21 protein-coding genes are annotated in these 22,397 nt (G+C 59.5%); 6 read left to right on the top strand and 15 right to left on the bottom strand.

Features of this window, described 5'->3' with window-relative positions; genetic code table 11:
- The 5 genes from gatA to BW979_RS07820 all read left to right on the top strand — a co-directional run bounded on the left by gatA (position 1) and on the right by BW979_RS07820 (position 4,968).
- Positions 1 to 1,452: an Asp-tRNA(Asn)/Glu-tRNA(Gln) amidotransferase subunit GatA gene (gene gatA / locus BW979_RS07840; RefSeq protein WP_047228682.1), complete on the top strand. Its 1,452-nt coding sequence runs from the start codon at positions 1 to 3 to the stop codon at positions 1,450 to 1,452.
- Positions 1,453 to 1,462: 10 nt separating this feature from the next.
- The gene (gatB, locus tag BW979_RS07835) at positions 1,463 to 2,908 is read left to right on the top strand and encodes an Asp-tRNA(Asn)/Glu-tRNA(Gln) amidotransferase subunit GatB (protein ID WP_047228683.1); all 1,446 of its coding nucleotides are present in this window, start codon (positions 1,463 to 1,465) and stop codon (positions 2,906 to 2,908) included.
- Between the two features lie 194 nt (positions 2,909 to 3,102).
- Positions 3,103 to 3,480 carry a septal ring lytic transglycosylase RlpA family protein gene (locus tag BW979_RS07830; RefSeq protein ID WP_076383559.1) on the top strand — a complete coding sequence of 126 codons (378 nt, stop codon included), beginning with the start codon at positions 3,103 to 3,105 and terminating at the stop codon, positions 3,478 to 3,480.
- Between the two features lie 49 nt (positions 3,481 to 3,529).
- Complete coding sequence (locus tag BW979_RS07825; protein ID WP_076386547.1) at positions 3,530 to 4,591, top strand: calcium/sodium antiporter; 1,062 nt, start codon at positions 3,530 to 3,532, stop codon at positions 4,589 to 4,591.
- Positions 4,588 to 4,968 carry a carboxymuconolactone decarboxylase family protein gene (locus tag BW979_RS07820; protein ID WP_076383558.1) on the top strand — a complete coding sequence of 127 codons (381 nt, stop codon included), beginning with the start codon at positions 4,588 to 4,590 and terminating at the stop codon, positions 4,966 to 4,968. Before BW979_RS07825 ends, BW979_RS07820 begins: the two co-directional genes overlap by 4 nt.
- A gap of 133 nt (positions 4,969 to 5,101) precedes the next feature.
- Here BW979_RS07820 and BW979_RS07815 read toward each other — a convergent pair whose 3' ends face one another.
- The 9 genes from BW979_RS07815 to BW979_RS07770 form a co-directional block, all read right to left on the bottom strand.
- Positions 5,102 to 6,043, bottom strand: coding sequence for an AEC family transporter (locus tag BW979_RS07815; protein ID WP_076383557.1), 942 nt, complete (start codon positions 6,041 to 6,043; stop codon positions 5,102 to 5,104).
- 258 nt (positions 6,044 to 6,301) lie between these two features.
- A complete protein-coding gene (garD, locus tag BW979_RS07805) occupies positions 6,302 to 7,855 on the bottom strand; it encodes a galactarate dehydratase (protein ID WP_076383555.1) in 1,554 nt (517 codons plus the stop codon).
- Between the two features lie 13 nt (positions 7,856 to 7,868).
- Complete coding sequence (locus BW979_RS07800) at positions 7,869 to 9,233, bottom strand: MFS transporter (RefSeq protein WP_047228688.1); 1,365 nt, start codon at positions 9,231 to 9,233, stop codon at positions 7,869 to 7,871.
- An 85-nt stretch (positions 9,234 to 9,318) separates the two neighbouring features.
- On the bottom strand, positions 9,319 to 10,764 hold the full coding sequence (locus BW979_RS07795) for an aldehyde dehydrogenase family protein (protein ID WP_047228689.1): 1,446 nt from the start codon (positions 10,762 to 10,764) through the stop codon (positions 9,319 to 9,321).
- 129 nt (positions 10,765 to 10,893) lie between these two features.
- Positions 10,894 to 11,805: a 5-dehydro-4-deoxyglucarate dehydratase gene (kdgD, locus tag BW979_RS07790; protein ID WP_047229014.1), complete on the bottom strand. Its 912-nt coding sequence runs from the start codon at positions 11,803 to 11,805 to the stop codon at positions 10,894 to 10,896.
- Between the two features lie 428 nt (positions 11,806 to 12,233).
- Positions 12,234 to 12,980, bottom strand: coding sequence for a FadR/GntR family transcriptional regulator (locus BW979_RS07785; RefSeq protein WP_047229015.1), 747 nt, complete (start codon positions 12,978 to 12,980; stop codon positions 12,234 to 12,236).
- Between the two features lie 255 nt (positions 12,981 to 13,235).
- Positions 13,236 to 14,963 (bottom strand): ABC transporter ATP-binding protein/permease, encoded by a 1,728-nt coding sequence (locus BW979_RS07780; RefSeq protein ID WP_047229016.1) that lies wholly within the window; start codon positions 14,961 to 14,963, stop codon positions 13,236 to 13,238.
- A 93-nt stretch (positions 14,964 to 15,056) separates the two neighbouring features.
- The gene (locus tag BW979_RS07775; protein ID WP_047229017.1) at positions 15,057 to 15,617 is read right to left on the bottom strand and encodes a response regulator transcription factor; all 561 of its coding nucleotides are present in this window, start codon (positions 15,615 to 15,617) and stop codon (positions 15,057 to 15,059) included.
- Positions 15,610 to 16,872, bottom strand: coding sequence for an ATP-binding protein (locus tag BW979_RS07770; protein WP_047229018.1), 1,263 nt, complete (start codon positions 16,870 to 16,872; stop codon positions 15,610 to 15,612). The genes BW979_RS07775 and BW979_RS07770 overlap by 8 nt, the downstream gene beginning before the upstream one ends.
- Positions 16,873 to 17,238: 366 nt before the next feature.
- Between BW979_RS07770 and BW979_RS07765 the strand changes: the two genes are divergently transcribed.
- The gene (locus BW979_RS07765) at positions 17,239 to 17,955 is read left to right on the top strand and encodes an SIMPL domain-containing protein (protein ID WP_047229019.1); all 717 of its coding nucleotides are present in this window, start codon (positions 17,239 to 17,241) and stop codon (positions 17,953 to 17,955) included.
- Between the two features lie 148 nt (positions 17,956 to 18,103).
- Here BW979_RS07765 and BW979_RS07760 read toward each other — a convergent pair whose 3' ends face one another.
- The 6 genes from BW979_RS07760 to BW979_RS07725 all read right to left on the bottom strand — a co-directional run bounded on the left by BW979_RS07760 (position 18,104) and on the right by BW979_RS07725 (position 22,146).
- Positions 18,104 to 18,487 (bottom strand): DUF6124 family protein, encoded by a 384-nt coding sequence (locus BW979_RS07760; protein ID WP_076383554.1) that lies wholly within the window; start codon positions 18,485 to 18,487, stop codon positions 18,104 to 18,106.
- Positions 18,488 to 18,908: 421 nt separating this feature from the next.
- Positions 18,909 to 19,463 (bottom strand): hypothetical protein, encoded by a 555-nt coding sequence (locus BW979_RS07755; protein ID WP_076383553.1) that lies wholly within the window; start codon positions 19,461 to 19,463, stop codon positions 18,909 to 18,911.
- Positions 19,464 to 19,647: 184 nt separating this feature from the next.
- Positions 19,648 to 20,133 (bottom strand): hypothetical protein, encoded by a 486-nt coding sequence (locus tag BW979_RS07750; RefSeq protein ID WP_076383552.1) that lies wholly within the window; start codon positions 20,131 to 20,133, stop codon positions 19,648 to 19,650.
- Between the two features lie 486 nt (positions 20,134 to 20,619).
- A complete protein-coding gene (locus BW979_RS07740) occupies positions 20,620 to 21,003 on the bottom strand; it encodes a hypothetical protein (RefSeq protein WP_076383551.1) in 384 nt (127 codons plus the stop codon).
- Positions 21,004 to 21,302: 299 nt separating this feature from the next.
- Positions 21,303 to 21,716 carry a hypothetical protein gene (locus BW979_RS07730; RefSeq protein WP_076383550.1) on the bottom strand — a complete coding sequence of 138 codons (414 nt, stop codon included), beginning with the start codon at positions 21,714 to 21,716 and terminating at the stop codon, positions 21,303 to 21,305.
- Positions 21,717 to 21,732: 16 nt separating this feature from the next.
- Positions 21,733 to 22,146, bottom strand: coding sequence for a hypothetical protein (locus BW979_RS07725; RefSeq protein ID WP_076383549.1), 414 nt, complete (start codon positions 22,144 to 22,146; stop codon positions 21,733 to 21,735).
- Positions 22,147 to 22,397: the final 251 nt, after the last annotated feature.

Below are 22,397 nucleotides of genomic sequence, written 5' to 3'. Positions count from 1 at the left end.
ATGCATCACATGACCCTGGCCGAGATCGCCCGCGGACTCGCCGATAAAAAGTTTTCTTCCGAAGAGCTGACCCAGGCCCTGCTGGCGCGCATCGCCCAGCTCGACCCGCAGCTCAACAGCTTCATCAGCCTCACCGAAGAACTGGCCCTGAGCCAGGCCAAGGCCGCCGACGCCCGTCGCGCCAACGGTGAGAGCGGCGCCCTGCTCGGCGCACCGATTGCCCACAAGGATCTGTTCTGCACCCAGGGCATCCGCACCAGTTGCGGCTCGAAGATGCTCGACAACTTCAAGGCCCCGTACGATGCCACCGTGGTCGCCAAACTGGCCGCAGCCGGCGCCGTGACCCTGGGCAAGACCAACATGGACGAATTCGCCATGGGTTCGGCCAACGAGTCAAGCTACTACGGCGCAGTGAAAAACCCGTGGAACCTGGAACACGTACCGGGTGGCTCGTCCGGTGGTTCCGCCGCCGCCGTGGCCGCGCGCCTGCTGCCGGCCGCCACCGCCACCGACACCGGCGGTTCGATTCGCCAGCCGGCGGCGTTTACCAACCTCACGGGCCTCAAGCCGACCTATGGCCGCGTATCGCGCTGGGGCATGATCGCCTACGCCTCCAGCCTCGACCAGGGCGGTCCGCTGGCCCGCACCGCCGAAGACTGCGCGATCCTGCTGCAAGGCATGGCTGGCTTCGATCCGAACGACTCCACCAGCATCGATGAACCGGTGCCGGACTACAGCGCCAGCCTCAACGGCTCGTTGCAGGGCCTGCGCATCGGCGTGCCGAAGGAATATTTCAGCGCCGGCCTGGACCCGCGCATCGCCGAGCTGACCCACAACAGCATCAAGGCGCTGGAGAAGCTCGGCGCGGTGATCAAGCCAATCAGCCTGCCGAACATGCAGCACGCGATTCCGGCGTACTACGTGATCGCCCCGGCGGAAGCGTCCTCGAACCTGTCGCGTTTCGACGGCGTGCGCTTCGGCTATCGCTGCGAAAATCCGGACAACCTGATGGACCTGTACAAGCGTTCCCGTGGCGAAGGCTTCGGCGCCGAAGTGCAGCGCCGGATCATGGTCGGTGCCTACGCGCTGTCCGCCGGCTACTACGATGCCTACTACCTCAAGGCGCAGAAAATCCGTCGCCTGGTGAAGAACGACTTCATGGCCGCCTTCAACGAGGTCGACATCATCCTTGGCCCAACCACGCCGAACCCGGCCTGGAAACTCGGCGCCAAGAGCAGCGACCCGGTCGCTGAGTACCTGGAAGACGTCTACACCATCACCGCCAACCTCGCCGGCTTGCCGGGCCTGTCCATGCCGGCCGGTTTCGTCGATGGCCTGCCGGTGGGCGTGCAGTTGCTCGCGCCGTACTTCCAGGAAGGCCGCCTGCTCAATGTGGCGCACCAGTATCAGTTGAACACTGACTGGCACACCCGCACCCCAACCGGCTTCTGAGGAGAAACACATGCAATGGGAAGTCGTGATCGGGCTGGAGATTCATACCCAGCTCACCACCCGGTCGAAAATCTTTTCCGGTAGCTCCACCACGTTCGGCTCCGAGCCCAACACCCAGGCCAGCCTGGTCGACCTGGGCATGCCCGGCGTGTTGCCGGTGCTCAACGCCGAAGCCGTGCGCATGGCGGTGATGTTCGGTCTGGCGATTGACGCCGAGATTGGCCAGCACAACGTATTCGCCCGCAAGAACTACTTCTATCCGGACCTGCCCAAGGGCTACCAGATCAGCCAGATGGAGTTGCCGATTGTCGGCAAGGGCCACCTGGACATCGCCCTGGAAGACGGCACGGTCAAGCGCGTTGGTATCACCCGTGCGCACCTGGAAGAAGACGCCGGCAAGAGCCTGCACGAAGAATTCAACGGCGCCACCGGCATCGACCTGAACCGTGCCGGCACGCCGTTGCTGGAAATCGTCTCTGAACCGGACATGCGCAGTGCCAAGGAAGCCGTAGCCTACGTCAAGGCGATCCACGCTCTGGTGCGCTACCTGGGCATTTGCGACGGCAACATGGCCGAAGGCTCGCTGCGTTGCGACTGCAACGTGTCGATCCGGCCCAAGGGCCAGGTTGAATTCGGCACCCGCTGCGAGATCAAGAACGTCAACTCGTTCCGCTTCATCGAGAAAGCGATCAACAGCGAGATCCAGCGCCAGATCGAACTGATCGAGGACGGCGGCAAGGTCATCCAGCAGACTCGCCTGTACGACCCGAACAAGGACGAAACCCGTCCGATGCGCAGTAAAGAGGAAGCCAACGACTACCGTTACTTCCCCGACCCGGATCTGCTGCCGGTGGTGATCGAGGACTCGTTCCTCAATGACGTGCGTGCCACCTTGCCGGAACTGCCACCCCAGAAACGCGAGCGCTTCCAGGCGCAGTTCGGGCTGTCGAGCTATGACGCCAACGTCCTGGCCACCAGCCGCGAACAGGCCGATTACTTCGAAAAAGTCGTGAGCATCGGCGGCGACGCCAAGCTGGCGGCCAACTGGGTGATGGTGGAATTGGGCAGTCTGCTGAACAAGCAGGGCCTGGAGATCGACCAGTCGCCGGTATCGGCCGAGCAACTGGGCGGCATGCTGTTGCGGATCAAGGACAACACCATTTCCGGCAAGATCGCCAAAATGGTCTTCGAAGCCATGGCCAATGGTGAAGGCAGCGCTGATGAGATCATTGAGAAGCGCGGCTTGAAGCAAGTCACCGACACCGGTGCGATCAGCGCCGTACTCGATGAAATGCTCGCGGCCAACGCCGAGCAAGTCGAGCAATACCGTGCGGCAGACGAAGCCAAGCGCGGCAAGATGTTCGGTTTCTTCGTCGGCCAGGCCATGAAAGCCTCCAAGGGCAAGGCCAACCCGCAACAGGTCAACGAACTGCTTAAAAGCAAGCTCGAGGGCTGATGACCATGGAGCCAGATTTCAAGCCTGGCTCCACTCTCCCTTGTGGGAGAGATCCTGTGGGAGCAAAGCTTGCTCGCGATGAAGACACCTTGATCCATCAGTGGACTGCGTTATCGTTCGTCGCGAGCAAGCTTTGCTCCCACAGGCTTTTCTCTCACTGGCCAGCGCCCCTATCTGTAGTTGGAAACCCCTACATGAAGCGTCTCCTCGCCGCCTGCGCCCTGCTGTCCCTGCTGGCCGGTTGTGCCAGCCAGAGCGGGACGGTCGATCCACACGGCTATGACCAGACCGGCGTCGCCTCTTATTACGGTGCCAGGCACCATGGCAAGCGCACCGCCAGCGGCGAGCGCTTCAACCAGCATGGCCTGACCGCCGCCCATCGCCAGTTGCCGTTCGGCACACGGGTGAAAGTCACCAACCTGAAAAACAACGACAGTGTCGTGGTCCGCATCAACGACCGTGGCCCCTACACTCGTGGCCGCCTGATCGATGTATCCCGCGCTGCCGCCGAGCAACTGGGCATGCTACGCAGCGGCACCGCACGGGTGCGTGTGCAAGCCCTCGACGATTGATAGACGGAGCCCGGACATTTCCCTACTCAATGCCATCCCGCTGCTGAGCCTGATCGAACTGTTCGGTGGCCTGCTGTTGTTGATCGCCGGGGCCGAGCTGCTGGTGCGCGCCGCCGTGGGCCTGGCGGCACGTTTGCAGGTGCGTCCGCTGATCATCGGCCTGACCGTGGTCGCCTTTGGCAGCAGCGCCCCGCAAATGGCTGTCAGCCTGCAAGCGACCCTGGCGCAGAACGCTGACATCGCCGTGGGCAGCGTGATCGGCAGCAGCATCTTCAACATCCTCGTCACCCTCGGGTTGTCGGCCCTGATCATTCCGTTGCGCGTCTCGCGTCAACTGGTGCGCCTGGACATCCCGCTGATGATCGGCGCCAGCCTGCTGGTGTTCGTGCTGGCCTGGAACGAGGAACTGACGCAACTGGACGGCGCGTTGCTGTTGATGGCCCTGGCGGTGTACCTGGGCCTGTTGCTGCGCCAGTCGCGGCATTCGGGGCGACCGCATGGGATCGGCGTGGACGTGGCGCAAGTGTCATGGCCCAAAAGCCTGTCGATGATGGTCGTGGGCCTGGCGATGCTGATTTTCGCCGGGCACTTGCTGTTGGGCGCGGCGGTGGAAGTGGCGACGGACCTGGGGCTGTCGGAACGCATCATCGGCCTGACCATCGTCGCCGTCAGCACCTCGCTGCCGGAACTCGCCACCTCGCTGATCGCCGCCCTGCGGGGCCAGCGAGACATTGCCGTGGGCAACGTGATCGGCAGCAACCTGTTCAATCTGCTGGGCGTGCTGGGGGTGACGGCCCTCGGCGCGCCCTCGCCGCTCTCGGTGTCCCCCAATGCTCTGGATTTCGACCTGCCGGTGATGCTCGGCGTGGCGGTGTTGTGCCTGCCGGTGTTCTATTCCGGCTACCGCGTCACCCGCGCCGAAGGCCTGCTGTTTTTGGGCTTGTACCTGGCATATGGGCTGCATGTGGTGTCGTTCACTACCGGCATGCCTCTGGCCGGCCAACTGGAACGACTGATGCTGTTCTATGTGCTGCCGGCCCTGCTCGCGTTTTTGCTGTTCAGTTCCTTGCGCGCCTGGCGCCGCCAACACCACAAGAGGGATTTGCCATGACCGACACTCCAAAGACCGGCCTGGACATGCGCCGCCAGGTGATGGGCGACGCGTTCGTCGACCGTGCCCTGGGCAACGCCACCGAATTCACCCAGCCGCTGCAGGATTTCGTCAACGAGCATGCCTGGGGCAGCGTCTGGAGCCGCGAAGGCCTGCCGCTCAAAACCCGCAGCCTGATCACCCTCGCCGCCCTCACCGCTCTCAAATGCCCGCAGGAATTGAAAGGCCACGTGCGCGGGGCCTTGAACAACGGCTGTACAGTGGAAGAGATTCGCGAGGCGTTGCTGCATTGCGCGGTGTATGCGGGGGTGCCGGCGGCGATTGATGCGTTTCGGGCGGCGCAGGAAGTGATCGATAGTTATCAGAAATCTGAGTGACTGTTAGATCGCTATCGCGAGCAGGCTCGCTCCCACAGAGATCGCAGGCGGACTGGAAACTTGTGTACACCGCCATCTACTGTGGGAGCGAGCCTGCTCGCGATGGGCCCTCAAGAACACCACAACCCAGAACCTAGATCCACCCACCCCACTGCAACACAAAAATCCCCAGGTTGGTGGTAATCGCCGCCATCAGCGTGGTGATGACGATGATCGCCGCGGCCAGTTCATGGTTGCCATCGGCCGCGCGGGCCATGACGTAACTGGCGGCGGCGGTGGGGCTGCCAAAGTACAGGAACAGAATTCCCAGCTCCGCCCCGCGAAAGCCCCAGAGCCAGGCCCCCAGGGTCGCCAGCAACGGCAGGCCGATCATTTTCACCAGGCTCGAACTCAGGGCCATCTTGCCGCTTTTGCGCAGCGCCGCCAGCGACAGCGTGCCGCCGATGCAAATCAACGCCAGCGGCAAAGTCATCTGGGCAAGGTATTTGGCCGAGGTTTCGAACCAGTTCGGCAGGCCTATCTGCCAATAGGCCAACGGCGCGGCTACGACCACACTGATGATCAGCGGGTTGCTGACCACGCTTTTGCAGATGCTCCAGGGGTCGGACTTGATCACTGGGCTGTAGACCGCCAGCACGATGGTCGACAGGGTGTTGTAGAACAGGATCACCAGCGCCGCGAGTATCGACCCCAGGGAAATCCCGTAGTCGCCATACATGCTCGCCGCCAGTGCCAGGCCGATCACGCCGTTGTTGCCGCGAAAGGCGCCCTGGGTATAGATGCCACGGTCCTCACGCGGGCAACGCCAGATCGCCCAGCCCCAGGCCACGGCAAAGCACACCAGGGTGGCAATGGAGAAATAGATCAGCAGGTCCGGCTGCAATGCCGCGTGGAGATCGGCATGCAGGATGCCGAGGAACAACAGCGCCGGCATGGTGACGTTGAACACCAGGGACGAGGCGATGTGAATGAAATTGTCGTTGATCCAGTAAATGCGCTTGAGCAGTGTCCCCAGAAACAACATGGCAAACACCGGTGCGGTGATGTTCAGGGTTTCGAGGAAAATTGCCAGCATGCCGGGGACCTTGAGAAGGGTGTCGTTAGGTGGCTAATGATAGCCACTAACGACACTGGCGTCTGGTAGACCGCTATCGCGAGCAGGCTCGCTCCCACATTTGTTCCTGGGTGAACACAAAATCCATATTCACCACAACCCCTGTGGGAGCGAGCTTGCTCGCGATAGCGGTGTGTCAGCTTGCATAAATGCTGAATGTACCGCCGTCATCGCGAGCAAGCTCGCTCCCACACTGGATCTCCAGCGATCACAAGTACATCAGGTAATCGGCGCCGGGTTGAACAAGGTGATGTCGTTGTACAGCTTGTGCCGCTCGGCCCAGGTCTGTTTCTTGCCGCTGGCCACGTCCAGGTAGTAATGGAACAGTTCCCAGCCCAGTTCCTCGATGGAGGCGCGCCCGGTGGCGATCCGGCCGGCGTCGATGTCGATCAGGTCCGGCCAGCGCTGGGCCAGTTCGGTGCGGGTCGAGACCTTTACCACCGGCGCCATGGCCAAGCCGTACGGCGTGCCACGGCCGGTGGTGAATACGTGCAGGTTCATCCCCGCCGCCAGTTGCAACGTGCCGCAGACAAAATCACTGGCCGGCGTGGCGCAGAAGATCAGGCCCTTTTGCTTAAAGCGCTCGCCCGGCCCCAACACGCCGTTGATCGCACTGCTGCCGGACTTGACGATCGAGCCCAGGGATTTTTCGACGATGTTCGACAGCCCGCCCTTCTTGTTGCCCGGCGTGGTGTTGGCGCTGCGATCGGCCTCGCCCTTGGCCAGGTAACGGTCGTACCAGTCCATCTCGCGTACCAGCTCCTGGGCGACTTCCCGGGTTTGCGCCCGGGAGGTCAGCAGGTAGATCGCATCGCGCACTTCGGTGACTTCGGAAAACATCACCGTCGCCCCGGCCCGCAGCAGCAGGTCCGAGGCATAGCCCAGGGCCGGGTTGGCGGTGATGCCGGAAAACGCATCGCTGCCGCCGCACTGCATGCCCAGGATCAGCTCCGAGGCCGGCACGGTTTCGCGGCGGCGCAGGTCGAGTTTCTTCAGCCGGGTTTCGGCCAGTTCCATGATCTGCTCGATCATTTCGGTGAAACCGTGACTGGAATCCTGCAAGCGATACAGCCATGGCTCGCTGAGGTCCACCGAGCTGTCGTTCTCATGCATCACCTGCCCGGCCTGCAATTTCTCGCAGCCCAGGCTGATTACCAGCGCTTCGCCCCCCAGGTTCGGGTTGCGTGCCAGATTGCGCACGGTGCGGATCGGGATGTAAGCGTCGGTGGCGGTGATCGCCACGCCGCAGCCGTAGCTGTGGGTCAGCGCCACCACGTCATCGACGTTCGGGTACTTGGGCAGCAATTCGTCCTTGATGCGCTTGACCGCATGGTCCAGCACCCCGGTCACGCACTGCACCGTGGTGGTGATGCCCAGGATGTTGCGCGTGCCCACGGTACCGTCGGCGTTGCGATAGCCCTCGAAGGTGTAGCCTTGCAACGGCGCTTCGGCCGCCGGCACGTCGGTGGACAGCGGCAGGCTGTCCAGCGGCGGCGCGGTGGGCATGCGCAGTTGGTCTTCCTTGACCCAACTGCCACGGGGGATTGGTTGCAATGCGTAGCCAATGACCTGGCCGTAGCGAATCACCTCGCCGCCCTCGGGAATATCTTCCAGGGTGACCTTGTGGCTCTGCGGTACAAAGTCTACGGTGACCAGGCCATCCGGGAACTCAGTCCCGGCTGGCACGCCCTGGTCGTTCACCACAATGACCACGTTGTCCCGCTCATTCAGGCGGATGTAACGGGGCGAATCGGCATGTTCAATCAGTTGCATCGACATCGCTCCTTCAGGATTTCGCTTCAGACAGGCTGGAAAGTTGATCATCCCGGGCCGCGGGCTCTTTGAGCACGACACGCTTGATCGGCCCGACGATCACCAGGTAACTGAACACCGCCATCAGCGCGTTGCAGCCCACGAACACCAGCGCCCATTTGAACGAACCGGTGGAGCTGATGATGTAGCCGATGACGATCGGCGTGGTGATCGATGCCAGGTTGCCGAAGGTGTTGAACAGGCCGCCACTCAGACCGGCGATCTGTTTTGGCGAAGTGTCGGACACCACGGCCCAACCCAATGCGCCCACGCCTTTACCGAAGAAGGCCAGGGCCATGAAGCCGACCACCATCCATTCGATGTCCACGTAGTTGCACGCCACGATGCTGCTGGACACCAGCAGGCCGGCGATGATCGGCGCCTTGCGAGCGAAGGTCAGCGAGTGGCCCTTGCGCAGCAGGTAGTCGGAAATCACCCCGCCGAGCACGCCACCGATGAAGCCGCAGATCGCCGGCAAGGAGGCGATGAAACCAGCCTTGAGGATGGTCATGCCGCGTTCCTGCACCAGGTACACCGGGAACCAGGTCAGGAAGAAGTAGGTGATGCCGTTGATGCAGTATTGGCCCAGGTACACGCCGAGCATCATGCGGTTGGTCAGCAGTTGGCGGATGTAATCCCACTTCGGACCGTCGGTCTTCTTACCCCTGCCCTTGTCCTGGTCCATGTCGACCATCGCGCCGTTGGCGGCGATGTGATTGAACTCGGCCTCGTTGATCATCGGGTGCTGACGCGGGCTGTGGATAACCTTCAGCCAGACCAGCGAGAACACGATACCGACCACGCCCATCACGATGAACACGTGCTGCCAGCCAAAGCGGTAGACGATCCAACCCATCAGCGGCGCAAACAACACCGTGGCGAAATACTGGGCGGAGTTGAAAATCGCCGAAGCGGTGCCGCGTTCAGCGGTGGGGAACCAGGCCGCGACGATGCGGGCGTTACCCGGGAAGGAAGGCGCCTCGGCCAGCCCCACCAGAAAACGCAGCATGAACAGCGCCACCACGGCGGTGGAGACGCCGAACTCACCGACATAGCCTTGCAGCACGGTGAACAGCGACCAGGTAAAAATGCTCAAGGCATAGATTTTTTTCGACCCGAACCGGTCAAGCAGCCAGCCGCCCGGGATCTGCCCGGCCACGTAGGCCCAGCCGAAGGCGGAGAAGATATAACCGAGGGTAACGGCATCGATGCCGAGGTCTTTCTGCAGGCTGGAGCCGGCGATAGCGATGGTTGCGCGGTCGGCATAGTTGATCGTTGTCACCAGAAACAGCATGAGCAGGATCAAATAGCGGACGCGAGTCGGCTTGGTTTCTTGCATTTAAATCTACTTCCACTATTTATTTTTATACGGGAAATCTGGTTGTACGGCCAGGCGGGTTGTCCCGCTCCGGCCGGTGTCGCAATTACGATCCGATGTAAGAAGTTTTCACCACGGTGTAGAACTCTTGCGCATAGCGACCTTGCTCGCGCGAGCCATAGGACGAACCTTTGCGGCCGCCGAACGGTACATGGTAATCCACGCCGGCGGTCGGCAGATTGACCATCACCATGCCCGCCTGGGAATGACGCTTGAAGTGGTTGGCATATTTGAGCGAGGTGGTGGCGATACCGGCGGACAGCCCGAACTCGGTGTCGTTGGCCATCGCCAGCGCCGCTTCATAATCGGCCACACGCACGACGTTGGCCACCGGGCCAAAGATTTCTTCGCGGCTGATGCGCATCGAGGCTTCGCTGTCAGCGAACAGTGTCGGCGCCAGGAAATAACCTTCGGTGTCACACGTCACCAGGCCGCCACCGCTGACCAGCCGCGCACCTTCGCTCTGGCCGATGTCGATGTACTTCAAGTCCTGGTTGAGCTGGGCTTCGGAAACCACCGGCCCGATATCGGTACCGGCCTTCAAGGCATGACCGACCTTGATCGACTGCATGCGCTCGGCCATGGCAGCGACGAACTTGTCGTGGATGCCGGCGGTCACGATCAGGCGGCTCGAAGCCGTGCAACGCTGGCCAGTGGAGTAGAACGCGCTCTGCACCGCCAGTTCGACAGCCTGTTTGAGATCGGCGTCGTCGAGGATGACCTGCGGGTTCTTGCCGCCCATCTCCAGTTGCACCTTGGCCTGGCGCGCCACGCAATTGACCGCGATCTGCCGCCCCACGCCCACGGAACCGGTGAAGCTGATACCGTCGACCTTCGGGCTGTTGACCAGGACTTCACCGACCACACGGCCGCTGCCCATCACCAGGTTGAACACACCGGCCGGGAAACCGGCGCGGGAAATGATGTCCGCCAGGGCCCAGGCACAACCTGGCACCAATTCGGCGGGCTTGATCACCACACAGTTGCCGTAGGCCAGCGCCGGGGCGATCTTCCAGGCAGGGATCGCGATCGGGAAGTTCCACGGCGTGATCAAACCGACCACACCCAACGCTTCACGGGTGACTTCGACGTTGACGCCCGGGCGCACCGACGGCAAGTAATCGCCCGACAGGCGCAGGCACTCGCCAGCGAAAAACTTGAAAATGTTGCCGGCGCGGGTCACTTCGCCAATGGCTTCGGGCAGGGTCTTGCCCTCCTCCCGGGCCAACAGTTGGCCGAGTTCTTCGCGACGGGCGAGGATCTCGCTGCCGACTTTGTCCAGCGCATCGTGACGGGCCTGGATGCCCGAGGTCGACCAGGCCGGGAACGCGGCGCGGGCGGCTTCGATGGCGGCATTGACTTGAGCTGCATCAGCCTTGGCGTATTCACCAATGACATCGGACAAGTCAGACGGGTTGATGTTGGTGCAATAGTCGGCACCGGCCACCCACTGACCGTTGATGTAGTTATCGAAACGCTTTGAATCTGCCACGGAGCTACTCCTTCTACAATAGCTGTCTAGGAACGCAGAGCGTCCCTGGCTGCGTGCCCACGCGGAGCGTGGGAACGATCAAGCCTTACGCAAAAAGCCGCTGATTGCTCAGCGGCTTTGTCGGGTCTGTTACTGCTTGCCTTGCTTGTCGATCAGCGCGGCCAGGGCTTCGTATTCTTCCGGCAGCAGGTCGGTCAGCGGCGTACGCACAGGACCTGCGTCGTAGCCGACGATCTTCGCGCCAGCCTTGACGATGCTCACGGCATAACCGGCCTTGCGGTTACGAATGTCCAGGTAAGGCAGGAAGAAGTCGTCGATGATCTTGCCAACGGTCGCGTGATCTTCACGGGAAATGGCGTGGTAGAAATCCATCGCGGTTTTCGGAATGAAGTTGAACACCGCCGAGGAGTAGACCGGCACGCCCAGGGCCTTGTAGGCCGCGGCATAGACTTCTGCGGTCGGCAGGCCGCCCAGGTAGCTGAAACGATCGCCGAGACGACGGCGGATCGACACCATCAATTCGATATCGCCCAGGCCATCCTTATAGCCGATCAGGTTCGGGCAGCGCTCGGCCAGTTGCTCCAAGTGCGTGGCGTTCAGGCGGCAGACGTTGCGGTTGTAAACCACCACGCCGATCTTCACCGATTTGCACACGGCTTCAACGTGGGCGGCTACACCGTCCTGGCTGGCTTCAGTCAGGTAGTGCGGCAGCAGCAACAGGCCCTTGGCGCCCAGACGCTCGGCTTCCTGAGCGTACTCGATGGCCTGGCGGGTAGCACCGCCAACACCGGCGAGGATTGGCACGCTGGTGGCGCAGGTATCAACAGCTGTCTTGATGACTTGCGAATACTCGCTGGCCGCCAGGGAGAAAAACTCACCAGTGCCGCCCGCTGCGAAAAGTGCCGAGGCGCCATACGGGGCCAGCCACTCGAGGCGCTTGACGTAGCTGTCGCGATTGAAATCGCCTTGAGCAGTGAAATCGGTGACCGGGAAAGACAGCAGGCCAGACGAGAGGATGGACTTCAGTTCTTGTGGATTCATTATTCGAACACCCTGGACGCAAATGTTGTGTTGTAGGAAACGGTTCAGCTTCAAGAGAAGTTGTAAGTCATCGTACAACTTAAAATACGAACGTCAACTGCATTTCGTCTTTTGTCGGGGGTCAGGTGCGCGGAGTTTGGCGAAAAGCCTTTGAGATCGGGCCTTTGAGGTTTGCTGGCAAACTGAGGAATCTTGCCCTGCGAGGCAGCGGACCGCTCTTCAAGTTGCGGATTAAGGTATAGGGCTTATTGCACTCGAACCAAACACGGGACCGCTGTGGCGAGGGAGCTTGCTCCCGTTCGACTGCGAAGCAGTCGCCAACCTGTTGAACGGCGATCGACCGAAAGAGCTGAGGGGCCGCTTCGCAGCCCAGCGGGAGCAAGCTCCCTCGCCACGACAGCATCCTTGCCAGCAGAGCAGTGAGCGATTCAGCCCTGCGCTTGCGCCTCTTCATGAGCCTGGCGCAGCCGTTCGCGGCTGTTGGTCAGGTGCAAGCGCATGGCCGCACGGGCCGCGTCGGAGTCCTGGCGGGCGATGGCTTCGTAGATTTCTTCGTGTTCGCGGCTCAGGCGATCCATGTAGTGCTGGTGGTCGTCGTGGGCCAGGCGCGCCGAATTCAGCCGGGTGCGCGGGATGATGCTGGTGCCCAGGTGGGTCATGATGTCAGTGAAGTAACGGTTGCCGGTGGACAGGGCGATTTCCAGGTGGAAGGCGAAGTCCGAGGCCACCGCGTCGCTGGCGTGAGCGGCGCTTTCGTTCAGCGCATCCAGGGCTGCGCGCATCGCAGCCAGTTGCTCGTCGCTGCGGCGCTGGGCTGCAAGGCCTGCCGATTCCACTTCCAGGCTGATGCGCAACTCCAGGATCGCCAGCACGTCACGCAAAGTGACCACCGTCGCCGGGTCGATGCGAAAGCCGCTCGGGCTGGGCGTGTCCAGCACGAAGGTGCCGATGCCGTGGCGGGTTTCCACCTGGCCGGCGGCCTGCAAACGGGAAATCGCCTCGCGCACCACGGTGCGGCTGACGCCATGGGCTTCCATGATCGCCGACTCGGTGGGCAATTTATCGCCACGCTTGAGCAGACCGTCGCGAATCTGCTCGGTCAACACCGTCACCAGCTCCTGCGCCAGGCTGCGGCGCTTGCGGGGAAGGCGTGGTACGTCGATCGGTCTTTCCATGTGTCTGTGTCTCGGCAAGCGGCTGAATGCGCATCATGATAGCGCAACGTGGTTGTACGATCACCGTGCTCCCTGACGGTCTTGGCAAAGTTTGCCGCCATGCACCGTTGTGGCGAGGGGATTTATCCCCGCTGGGCTGCGGAGCAGCCCTCTTGATCTACCAGCAGATCAATATCGTTGACCTTTGATTTTGAAGGGGCGCTTCGCACCCAACGGGATAAATCCCCTCGCCACAACGGTGTTCGGCAATGACAATCAGGCGACTACAGCTTGCTCCACCAGTTGGCCATTTTCGATACGCACATGTCGCGGATGGAACCGTTTCAAACTGCTGCGATGGCCAACGCTGACAATGCTCAGCCCCGGCAACTGGTCAATCAGCGCCTGGTACAGCGTCGCTTCATCTTCTTCGTCCATCGCCGACGTGGCTTCGTCCATATACAACCATTGTGGTGCGTAGAGCAATGCGCGGGCGAACGCCAGGCGTTGCTGCTCGCCGGGCGAGAGCATGCGCTGCCAGTGGTTGGCCTCGTCCAGTCGCGCCACCAGATGCGGCAGGCGACAGGTTTCCAGCACTTGGGCATAACGCTCTGGCGGGTACGTGTCGCCCGGTTGTGGATAACTCAGCGCTTCGCGCAGGGTGCCAATGGGCAGATAGGGTTTTTGCGGCAGGAACAGATAACGCGCCGCGGGCAACCGGATCGCGCCGTGGCCATCCGGCCACAAATGCCCCATTGCCCGGAACAGGGTGGATTTACCGCTGCCCGAACGCCCGCTGAGCATCACCCGCTCGCCCGGTTCGACGGTCATGTCGGTATGGCTGAGCAAATGGCGGCCGTCGGCCAGGTCCAATCCCAGGTTTTGCACTTTCAATGCATGGCCTTGGTTCTGCACATCGATGGCCGGCACGCGGTCTTCGTTGTCGCTCATGGCCTGGCGGAAGCTCAGTAGACGGTCACACGTGGCGCGCCACGCGGCGAGGTCGGTGTACGCGCTGATGAACCAACTGAAATTCTCCTGCACATTGCCGAACGCCGAGTTGATCTGCATAAGCTCGCCCAGCTGGATCTTGCCGGCGAAGTAGCGTGGCGCGGCGACGATGAACGGGAAGATGATCGCAATCTGGCCGTAGCCGGAAGTGAAGAAGGTCAGGCGCTTGGACACCCGCATGATGTCCCAGAAGTTATGCCAGACCAGACCAAAGCGGCCACTCAAGCGGCGGTTCTCGTTGGGTTCACCGTTGTACAAGGCAATGCTCTCGGCGTTCTCACGCACCCGCACCATGGAAAAGCGCAGGTCGGCTTCAAAGCGTTGCTGGTTGTTGTTCAGGCCGATCAAGCGACGGCCGATCAGGTGCGTCAGCCAACTGCCCACCGCCGCATACACCAGCGCACACCAGAACATGTAGCCGGGGATGGTGTAGCCAAACACCTGGATGCTGCCCGACACGCCCCACAAAATGATCGAGAACGACACCAGGCTGACCACGGTGCGCAGCAGCCCCAGGCCCAGGCCCAAGGTGTTGCTGGTAAAACTGTTGAGGTCTTCGGAAATCCGCTGGTCCGGGTTATCGGTGTAACCGCCCTGCTCCAGCCGGTAGTAATTCTTGTCATTGAGCCAACGGGCGAAGTGTTTCTCCGTGAGCCAGGCCCGCCAGCGAATGGTGAGCATCTGCGTGAGGTACAAGCGATACACCGCGCCCAGGATCGCCACTGCAGCGATGCCGCAGAAATACAGGATCAACCGCCAGAACGCGACGCTGTCCTTCTCCTGCAAGGCGTTATAGAAATCCTTGTACCAACTGTTGATCCACACCGAAATCGCCACGCTGAACAGCGACAGCACGATGACGGCAATCAACAGCGTCCAGGCCTTGCCCTTCTCCTCACTGCGCCAGTACGGCGTGGTCATTTGCCAGACACGGCGGAAAAACTGCCCGCGCACCGCATCATTGACCGCGGAATATTCAGCGTTCTGATTCATGGTTAAGGCTCTGTAAAGAAAAAAAACTCGGGCCGATCATAGAACAACGGCCCGATTTGCCGCGAGGGTGGACAACATCTGTTCAGCGCAGGTTCAGCGACGCACGGGGCGCTTCTGCAATTTGCGCTGCAAGGTGCGCCGGTGCATGCCCAAGGCGCGGGCAGTGGCGGAAATGTTGCCTTCGTGCTCGGTCAGCACCCGCTGGATGTGCTCCCATTGCAGGCGGTCCACCGACATGGGGTTTTCCGGCACCAAGGTGTCCAGATCGGCGTGCTCGGACAACAGCGCCGCCAGCACGTCATCGGCGTCGGCCGGTTTGCACAGGTAATTGCAGGCGCCACGCTTGATCGCCTCCACCGCGGTGGCGATGCTCGAGTAACCGGTGAGGATCACCACGCGCATTTCCGGGTCCAGCTCCAGCAGTTTGGGCAACAGCACCAGGCCCGAGTCGCCGTCCATTTTCAAATCCAGCGCGGCGTAGTCCGGCAGGTCGGCCTGGGCGATGCTCAAGCCCTCCTCGGCGGAACCGGCGGTGCTCACGCGAAAGCCCCGACGGGACATGGCCCGGGCCATGACGCGGGTGAAGGTGGCGTCGTCGTCCACCAGCAACAGATGCGGCAGTTCTTCGCCGTCGACTTGGATCTCGTCACTCATGTTCGTCTCCTCGGTCGGCATGGGGCAGGCGCAGCTCGGTGAGCGTGCCGCCCTCCTCATGGGGGTAGAGTTTCACCGAGCCGCCGGCGCGTGTCACGCTGGCCTTGCTCAAAAACAGGCCCAGGCCGAAACCTTTGCCCTTGGTGGTGTAGAACGGCTTGCCGATTTGCTCGGCAATCGCCAGCGGCACACCGGCGCCATGGTCACGGATGCTGATGGTCAGCTCGTAGGCATTCCAGTCCAGCGCCACTTCCAGGCCTTCGGGGCAGGCGTCGGCGGCGTTGTTCAACAAGTTGAGCAACGCCTGGGTCAGGTCCGGCGGCGGCGCCATGCGCGGCACCGGTCCTTGACCCAGACGCTGGAAGCGATAACTGGCCTCTGGGCGCATCAGGTGCCAGCGATTCAGGGCCTCGTCGAGCCAGTCGGTGACGTCCTGCATGTCGATGGCCAGCCGGCGATTGGCCTCGGCGGCACGCACCAGGTACTGCAGGGTTTCCTTGCAGAGCTGGACCTGATCCTGCAACACACCGAGGTCTTCCTGCAGCGCCGGGTCGTGATGATCCTGGCGCATCTCCTTGAGCAGTACGCTCATGGTGGCCAACGGCGTGCCCAACTCATGGGCGGCACCCGCGGCCTGGGTCGCCACGGCCAGCAATTGCTCGTCCCGCAGGCCCTCTTCACGGCGAATGGCCCGCAGCTCTTCTTGACGACGCAACTCTTCGGCCATGCGCGCAGCAAAAAACGTAATGACCGCCGCCGCCAGGGCGAAACTCAGCCACATGCCGTAGATCTGCAGGTTTTCCCGAGCGATAGGGAAAGTTTCCAGCGGATAGAAGCGCGCCAGCAACAAGGTGTACAGCGCCAGGGCGATGCCGGACAGGATCAGCGAATACCGCCACGGCAACGTCACCGCGGCGATGGTCAGCGGCACCAGGTAATAGGACACAAAAGGGTTGGTGGAGCCGCCGGAGAAATACAGCAACGCGCTGTGGATAAACAGATCGCAGGCCAGTTGCACGGCGTATTCCAGCTCAGTCACCGGCCACGAGGTGCGCAGACGAATGGCGGTCAGCGCGCACAGTATCGAAGAGCAGGCCAGGGTGATCGCCAATTGCAGCCAGGGCAGCGGCAGCAGCTCGAACCAATAGGCGAGCCCCACGGACCCGGCCTGGGCGGCCAGGACCAGAATTCGGATAAACGTCAGACGCCAGAGGTTCTGGCGAGAGGCGGAAGTCATTTGCAAAGGGGCGAGCATGAGCTCTCCTGATGAGCGCTCCAGGCGGATCGCACGGAGTATAACCAAGGCGCGACGTGCACAGGCAGCTATGCGGCAAAGCGCCACAGCCCCGAAATGACACACTAACCATTGTGGCGAGGGGATTTATCCCCGCTGGGGCGCGAAGCGGCCCCCAAAATAAGGTCGGGCACCACGCTGAGCTAGATCATGACAATTCTGGGACTGCTGCGCAGTCCAGCGGGGATAAATCCCCTCGCCACAAAAAGCCTCTCACCCGCAATCTGTATAGAAGTTGTAACTGTGCGAACCCGCCCATAAAAGCTAGAGTCTTACCGTTCACGCAGGCCCGGATCTCACCCCTGCGCCTCATCCCAAGGAGCTTTCATGCAAACGTTCAGTCGTCACGCCGCCCTGCTCGCCCTCAGCCTCGGCACCGTCGCCAGCCTGCCGGCCCTGGCCGCCGATGAGCTTCACTACAACCAGATTTCCCTGCGCGCCGAAGCCAGCCAGGAAGTCGCCCGCGACCTGATGATCGTCACCCTCTACACCGAGGAACAAAACACCGACCCGGCCAAACTCGCTGCGGCCGTCACCACCACGCTGAACAAAGCCATCGGCCAGGCCAAGCAGGTCAAGGACATCACCCTGCGCCAGGGCAGCCGCAACAGCTACCCGGTCTACGACAACAAAGGCCAGAAAATCACCGGCTGGCGCGAACGCGCTGAACTGCGCCTGGAAAGCGCCGACTTCGCGGCCCTGTCCAAACTCACTGGCGAGTTACTCACCGACCTGAAAATGGGCGGCATGGACTTCACCATCTCCACCGCCACCCGCCAGACCAGCGAAGACGCCCTGCTCAAGGACGCCGTCAACGCCTTCAAAGCCCGCGCCCAACTGGCCACCGAAGCCCTGGGCGGCAAGGGTTACAAAATCGTCAACCTGAACCTCAACAGCAACGGCTACCCACAGCCCTACATGCGCCCGCAGATGATGATGAAAGCGGCGTCCATGGATGCTGAATCCGTCACGCCGGAAGTCGAAGCAGGCACCAGCAAAGTGAACATGACGGCGGATGGGGTGGTTGAGGTGTTGATGCAGTAACCCGCCTGATCGTTGCCGATCGTTCCCACGCTCCGCGTGGGAATGCCTCCACGGACGCTCCGCGTTCGGCTTTGGAAAGGGACGCAGAGCGTCCCGGGCTACATTCCCACGCGGAGCATGGGAACGATCAACTTCCGTGGCGAGGGGATCAAGGTGCCGGACTGGCCGGCACTTCAAGCTGATCCAACGCCTTGTCCACCAGCAACTGGCACAACTCCACCAACTGATGAATCCCCAACGCCACGCTGCGCCGCGTGCCCTCCACTTCAAAGGCCAGGTCCTCGGCCATGGCTTTTATCGAGGCCAGGGTTTCGGAGGTGCTGGTCAGCAGCGTGTCAGCGTCGGCTTTGGCGGTGACGGAGAACAGGCTGTCGATACGGGGGTCGGTGCTTGGCTCTGGTTTTTTTGGATTGAGGTAATGATTGAGTGCCCGCTCGGCGGCGGCTCGGTCTTTGAGTAGGTCTTCGATCGCGTCGAAATCCGCTAATGGATTCGTTCTGTTGAAGTTCGGTTCAGTCTTTCCTTCGTTCATGTGCATGCTCCTGATGAAATTGGAGCCATCACTTGCCGTTATGGTCGTGAGGCTTACGACCTATTAATTTCGGGTTCCCACTCCCGGTCGCTGAATCGCAGCGACAGGAAAAGGTTAGAGAGCGCATTTCCGAGCGGCAACCCTAAAAAGCTGTGGGATGTTTCGGTTCGGGGCCAGTGATCCTTCCGACACAAATGAATGACTCGTGCCGCTTCGCTTCCTGACGCCGCAAACCCCGTGGCGAGGGAGCTTGCTCCCGCTGGGCTGCGCAGCAGCCCCTGACCTGACACCTCGGTGCGTCAGGTTGTACAAATAAAGTCTCTTTTCCAATGCGGGCTGAAGTGCATAGCAGGCCCAGAACTTGGGTAGATTTGTGGGGGTTCCTTAGCCCTGCTCCCGCCTACCTAGCCCTGACTACTTTTTACTTTGGAATAATGATTGGAATGATCATCGGTGAAGGCGGCGCGGGCGGGTTAATCATGCCTTCGCTTTTCACCACCGGCACACCCTTGCGTTTAATTGCCTCAAACAGTTCCTTGGTAGCTGCCGAGTCGATATAGCCCCCCTCATCTATAGACGCGCTCAACGCCAATTGACGCCGTTCTTCCGTCATCTGGAGCTGACTGGTCCGAAAAATCGTATGCAGGGCAATATTTTTAAGCGCCGATATATCCACATGAGCGATCTCTACGTATTTCAACGCCTTGGCGTCCCAACCCTGAACGTACAGATCATTGGCGGTCAACGCGTAGGTGCAGAAATAGTAGGTGCCGGTATTCGAACCCGGGGTAGATACGATCAGAGAGCAACGGCCATGTTGCAAAACAGGGCTGTTCAGTCCTGGGTGGTCCTTGACAAGTTGTGCAGGAAACTGTGTTCGGTCGTAGTAGATGGTAGCCTTGTCGTAGGGGGTAGTGTTGCAGGCTGACAGAAGCAATATCATGGACAGTAAGAGAGACGTGCCGAAATAGTGCATTGAATAATCCTTAAAAAACCAAAAAAACAAACTAATGGAGTTCTTCTTGGAGCAGGTTTTTCCACCTAAGACCAAGGCCAACTTTTTCATTTTTTTACAAAAGTATCAGGTAGTCAGCTAATTAGTCGCCTCCCTCACCCCATACCGCCCCCATAAAATGCTCCTGACCGTGTCTCTTTACGGCCTACTCACACTTATGCAGTCGCTCGCGAACAACGTCTAGCGCCGGTAGATAGGCAATTGTATTTTCGCTCACCTCCTCAATACAATCAGACCATCTGTAGACCCTGAAGCGGCCATAAAAAACTGACACCAGACGCAGTAACAGCATGTCGTCTACCGACGTACCACCCTCGTCCAACCCAAAGATGATAAGGGTTTCGCGTGCGGCCTCTATAGACAAAGGACAGCCTTCATTCAGCAAGTATTCCTCCAGCGCTTGCCCTTTCAATACTTCAATTCTTATCCAGGGCTCACTTTCCTGCTTGATACTCCATCGACTATCTATTTCCCACTTGTTGACTTTCAAGTCTAGAAAACTGCACTCATTGATAAATTCATGATCTTGGACATAGGAGACAGGCACATCACCCCAAGCTTGACTGATCAAGAATGCTCTGTCAGGCAAGATAGATCCCGCATCCAAAACAACAGCGTATCTATTTCTCATTACATATTTCCTGTCTCTTGTAAACGCTTCAGGCCTTTCTCAGCATTTTTGATCAGTTGATCTCTTGCTGACTGGGGCAGTCGTTTGAATGCTGTATTAATCTGGGGGGCCAATGGTTTAGATAGATCCGGCCTGAAGTCTATGATCGAGTCTTTCCCTCCGCCCGACTGCGGTAAAAACGGGGACGGACCACGTTTTTGCCTCACAGAAACCGTGGTCTGTGCCCGTTACTTCCCGGCAACGGCAAACACCACCTGACGGTTATGGCGCCTTGTACGACATGGAGTGGGTAATCGGTAAAATAATACGTCCCATCCTGGGCATATTTGATTCCTCCTCCGTGGAAGCTTTCAGCGCAGCAAATCCCCTTCTATCGCCAAGCCAAGCCCCCCCAAAAACAGCAGACCTTTATTACTCCCAGGAAGTCGCCAACTCACTTTACAAATCCCATTTAAAAATCGACCAATATTTAACTCTCCATTTCAGTCACCACCATTTCGGATAACTTTCAAACGCCTGTTTAATTCGGTTCGCGGCACCATCAACTAAAACCTCCTCCCCACCAGCGCCTATCGCATTACCAGCAACATCCCTCTTGACGCATGACCAGACCAATTTTTTATTTTCAACATCAACCAACAACGAAAAGTCATTATTCATATCTTCAATCCGCGCTACCCTCCCCCGTTTAAGCATATCAACAAACGCATCAAATACAGCACACTCCACCCAGCAACCCATGCTGACCGAGAAAGAAAACTCAAACTTATCGACAACAATTTCTACAAAAAACTTTATCGAATGAATGTGCTCATCAAACTCAACTAAATTTATAGCAACCCGAATCGGGCTATCTATTTGAATATCCATTCAGTAAGCCCCTGTATACCTGGCATGTATTATTGCTGGAAATTCGCCTTCGGCCCTAGGTGGTTTGAACTCTAACTGCCAACCATCCACGCTAACCCTCTCACCATACGGCACTTTGCTTTTGGTAGCCGTATTCACCGCAGATTGGAAGCTCTCCAGCTGAACCTGGCTAGTCAACCGTACTGCTTCTGGGGTATGAGTGACAGCCTTCGAAGCCGCATATTCGGCCATGTGTTCGGTTGCGTTCCCATGCACCCATACTGTCTGACCGTTAGGTGAAGAAACGGGGACAGACCACGTTACCGCCCAAAAACGTGGTCTGTCCCCGTATCCCCCCCTGCATCATCTTCGCCCATATCGGGCGCATACAGCCCAAGCCTCAACTCACCTGCTTCAAATCCCGATGAATTAAAGTCCAGGGCTTGCCCCTGCTCCATCAGGAACTGCTGAACTTCGAGTACAGGAGCACCGACCAAGTGCTGTCCACGCCAACGGAGATCACTCCATTTCAAAAACTCCATGCCAATGACGGTGTACTGCTCATCAAAATAAACGTGAACCCCTAGATCATCGTAGGCGTCAGTTGGAACTGTAGACTCTGGAGCTTTGTAAAATTCCTCGAACTCGTCTCCCAATACCGCTCTCGATTGGTCACGGTGCACGCCGGTGTGCATTGATCCAACATCACCAAAACCCACCAACTCGAAACTCATTCTGCTCGCCCTCCGCCTACGGCAACTTCACTATAACGACCTCATCAGAACCTTTGGGCAGTTCCAGAAGGTACTTCCATTTTTCTAAGATCTTGCGCCACTCTTGCAAGGTAAACCTGCTTTCAGGCTGACCGGTCCATTCTTCGTTGACCAAAATATCAACCTGTACACCTGAGGCGTCCATGTTTAATAGGACATCATTTCCCCCTATACTTGTCGGCTCCTGCGAACCCTCTTCAACCGAAGCGAGATAGGCCAGTAACTGGTCACAACGTTTCGGGGTTTGGGCGATAGCACCAAGGACACTACAGATATAAAGCTCATAGCGCTCCATATTTTCCTGTCCTGGAATAACTTCGGCTACCGGATGAAATACATCTCCAGCTACCGGATGGAATCCCATTGCCGCATGATAAAACTTCAATTCCACGTTACGTCCCTCACATTTAAGGCTTGTACACAGGATAGACTGTTGTTCTGGGTGAAATATACCCTTGCGTAAAAACGGGGACGGACCACGTTTTTGCCTCACAGAAAACGTGGTCTGTGCCCGTTACTTCCCGGCAACGGCAAACACCACCTGACGGTTATGGCGCCTTGTACGACATGGAGTGGGTAATCGGTAAAATAATACGTCCCATCCTGGGCATATTTTATTCCTGCCCCGTGGAAGCTTTCAGC

It is taken from the genome of Pseudomonas sp. A214, assembly GCF_900156295.1.
Classification (GTDB): Bacteria; Pseudomonadota; Gammaproteobacteria; order Pseudomonadales; family Pseudomonadaceae; genus Aquipseudomonas; species Aquipseudomonas rhizophila.
Note: the sequence above shows the minus strand (reverse complement) of the source record. Positions and strands in the feature narration are given on the sequence as shown.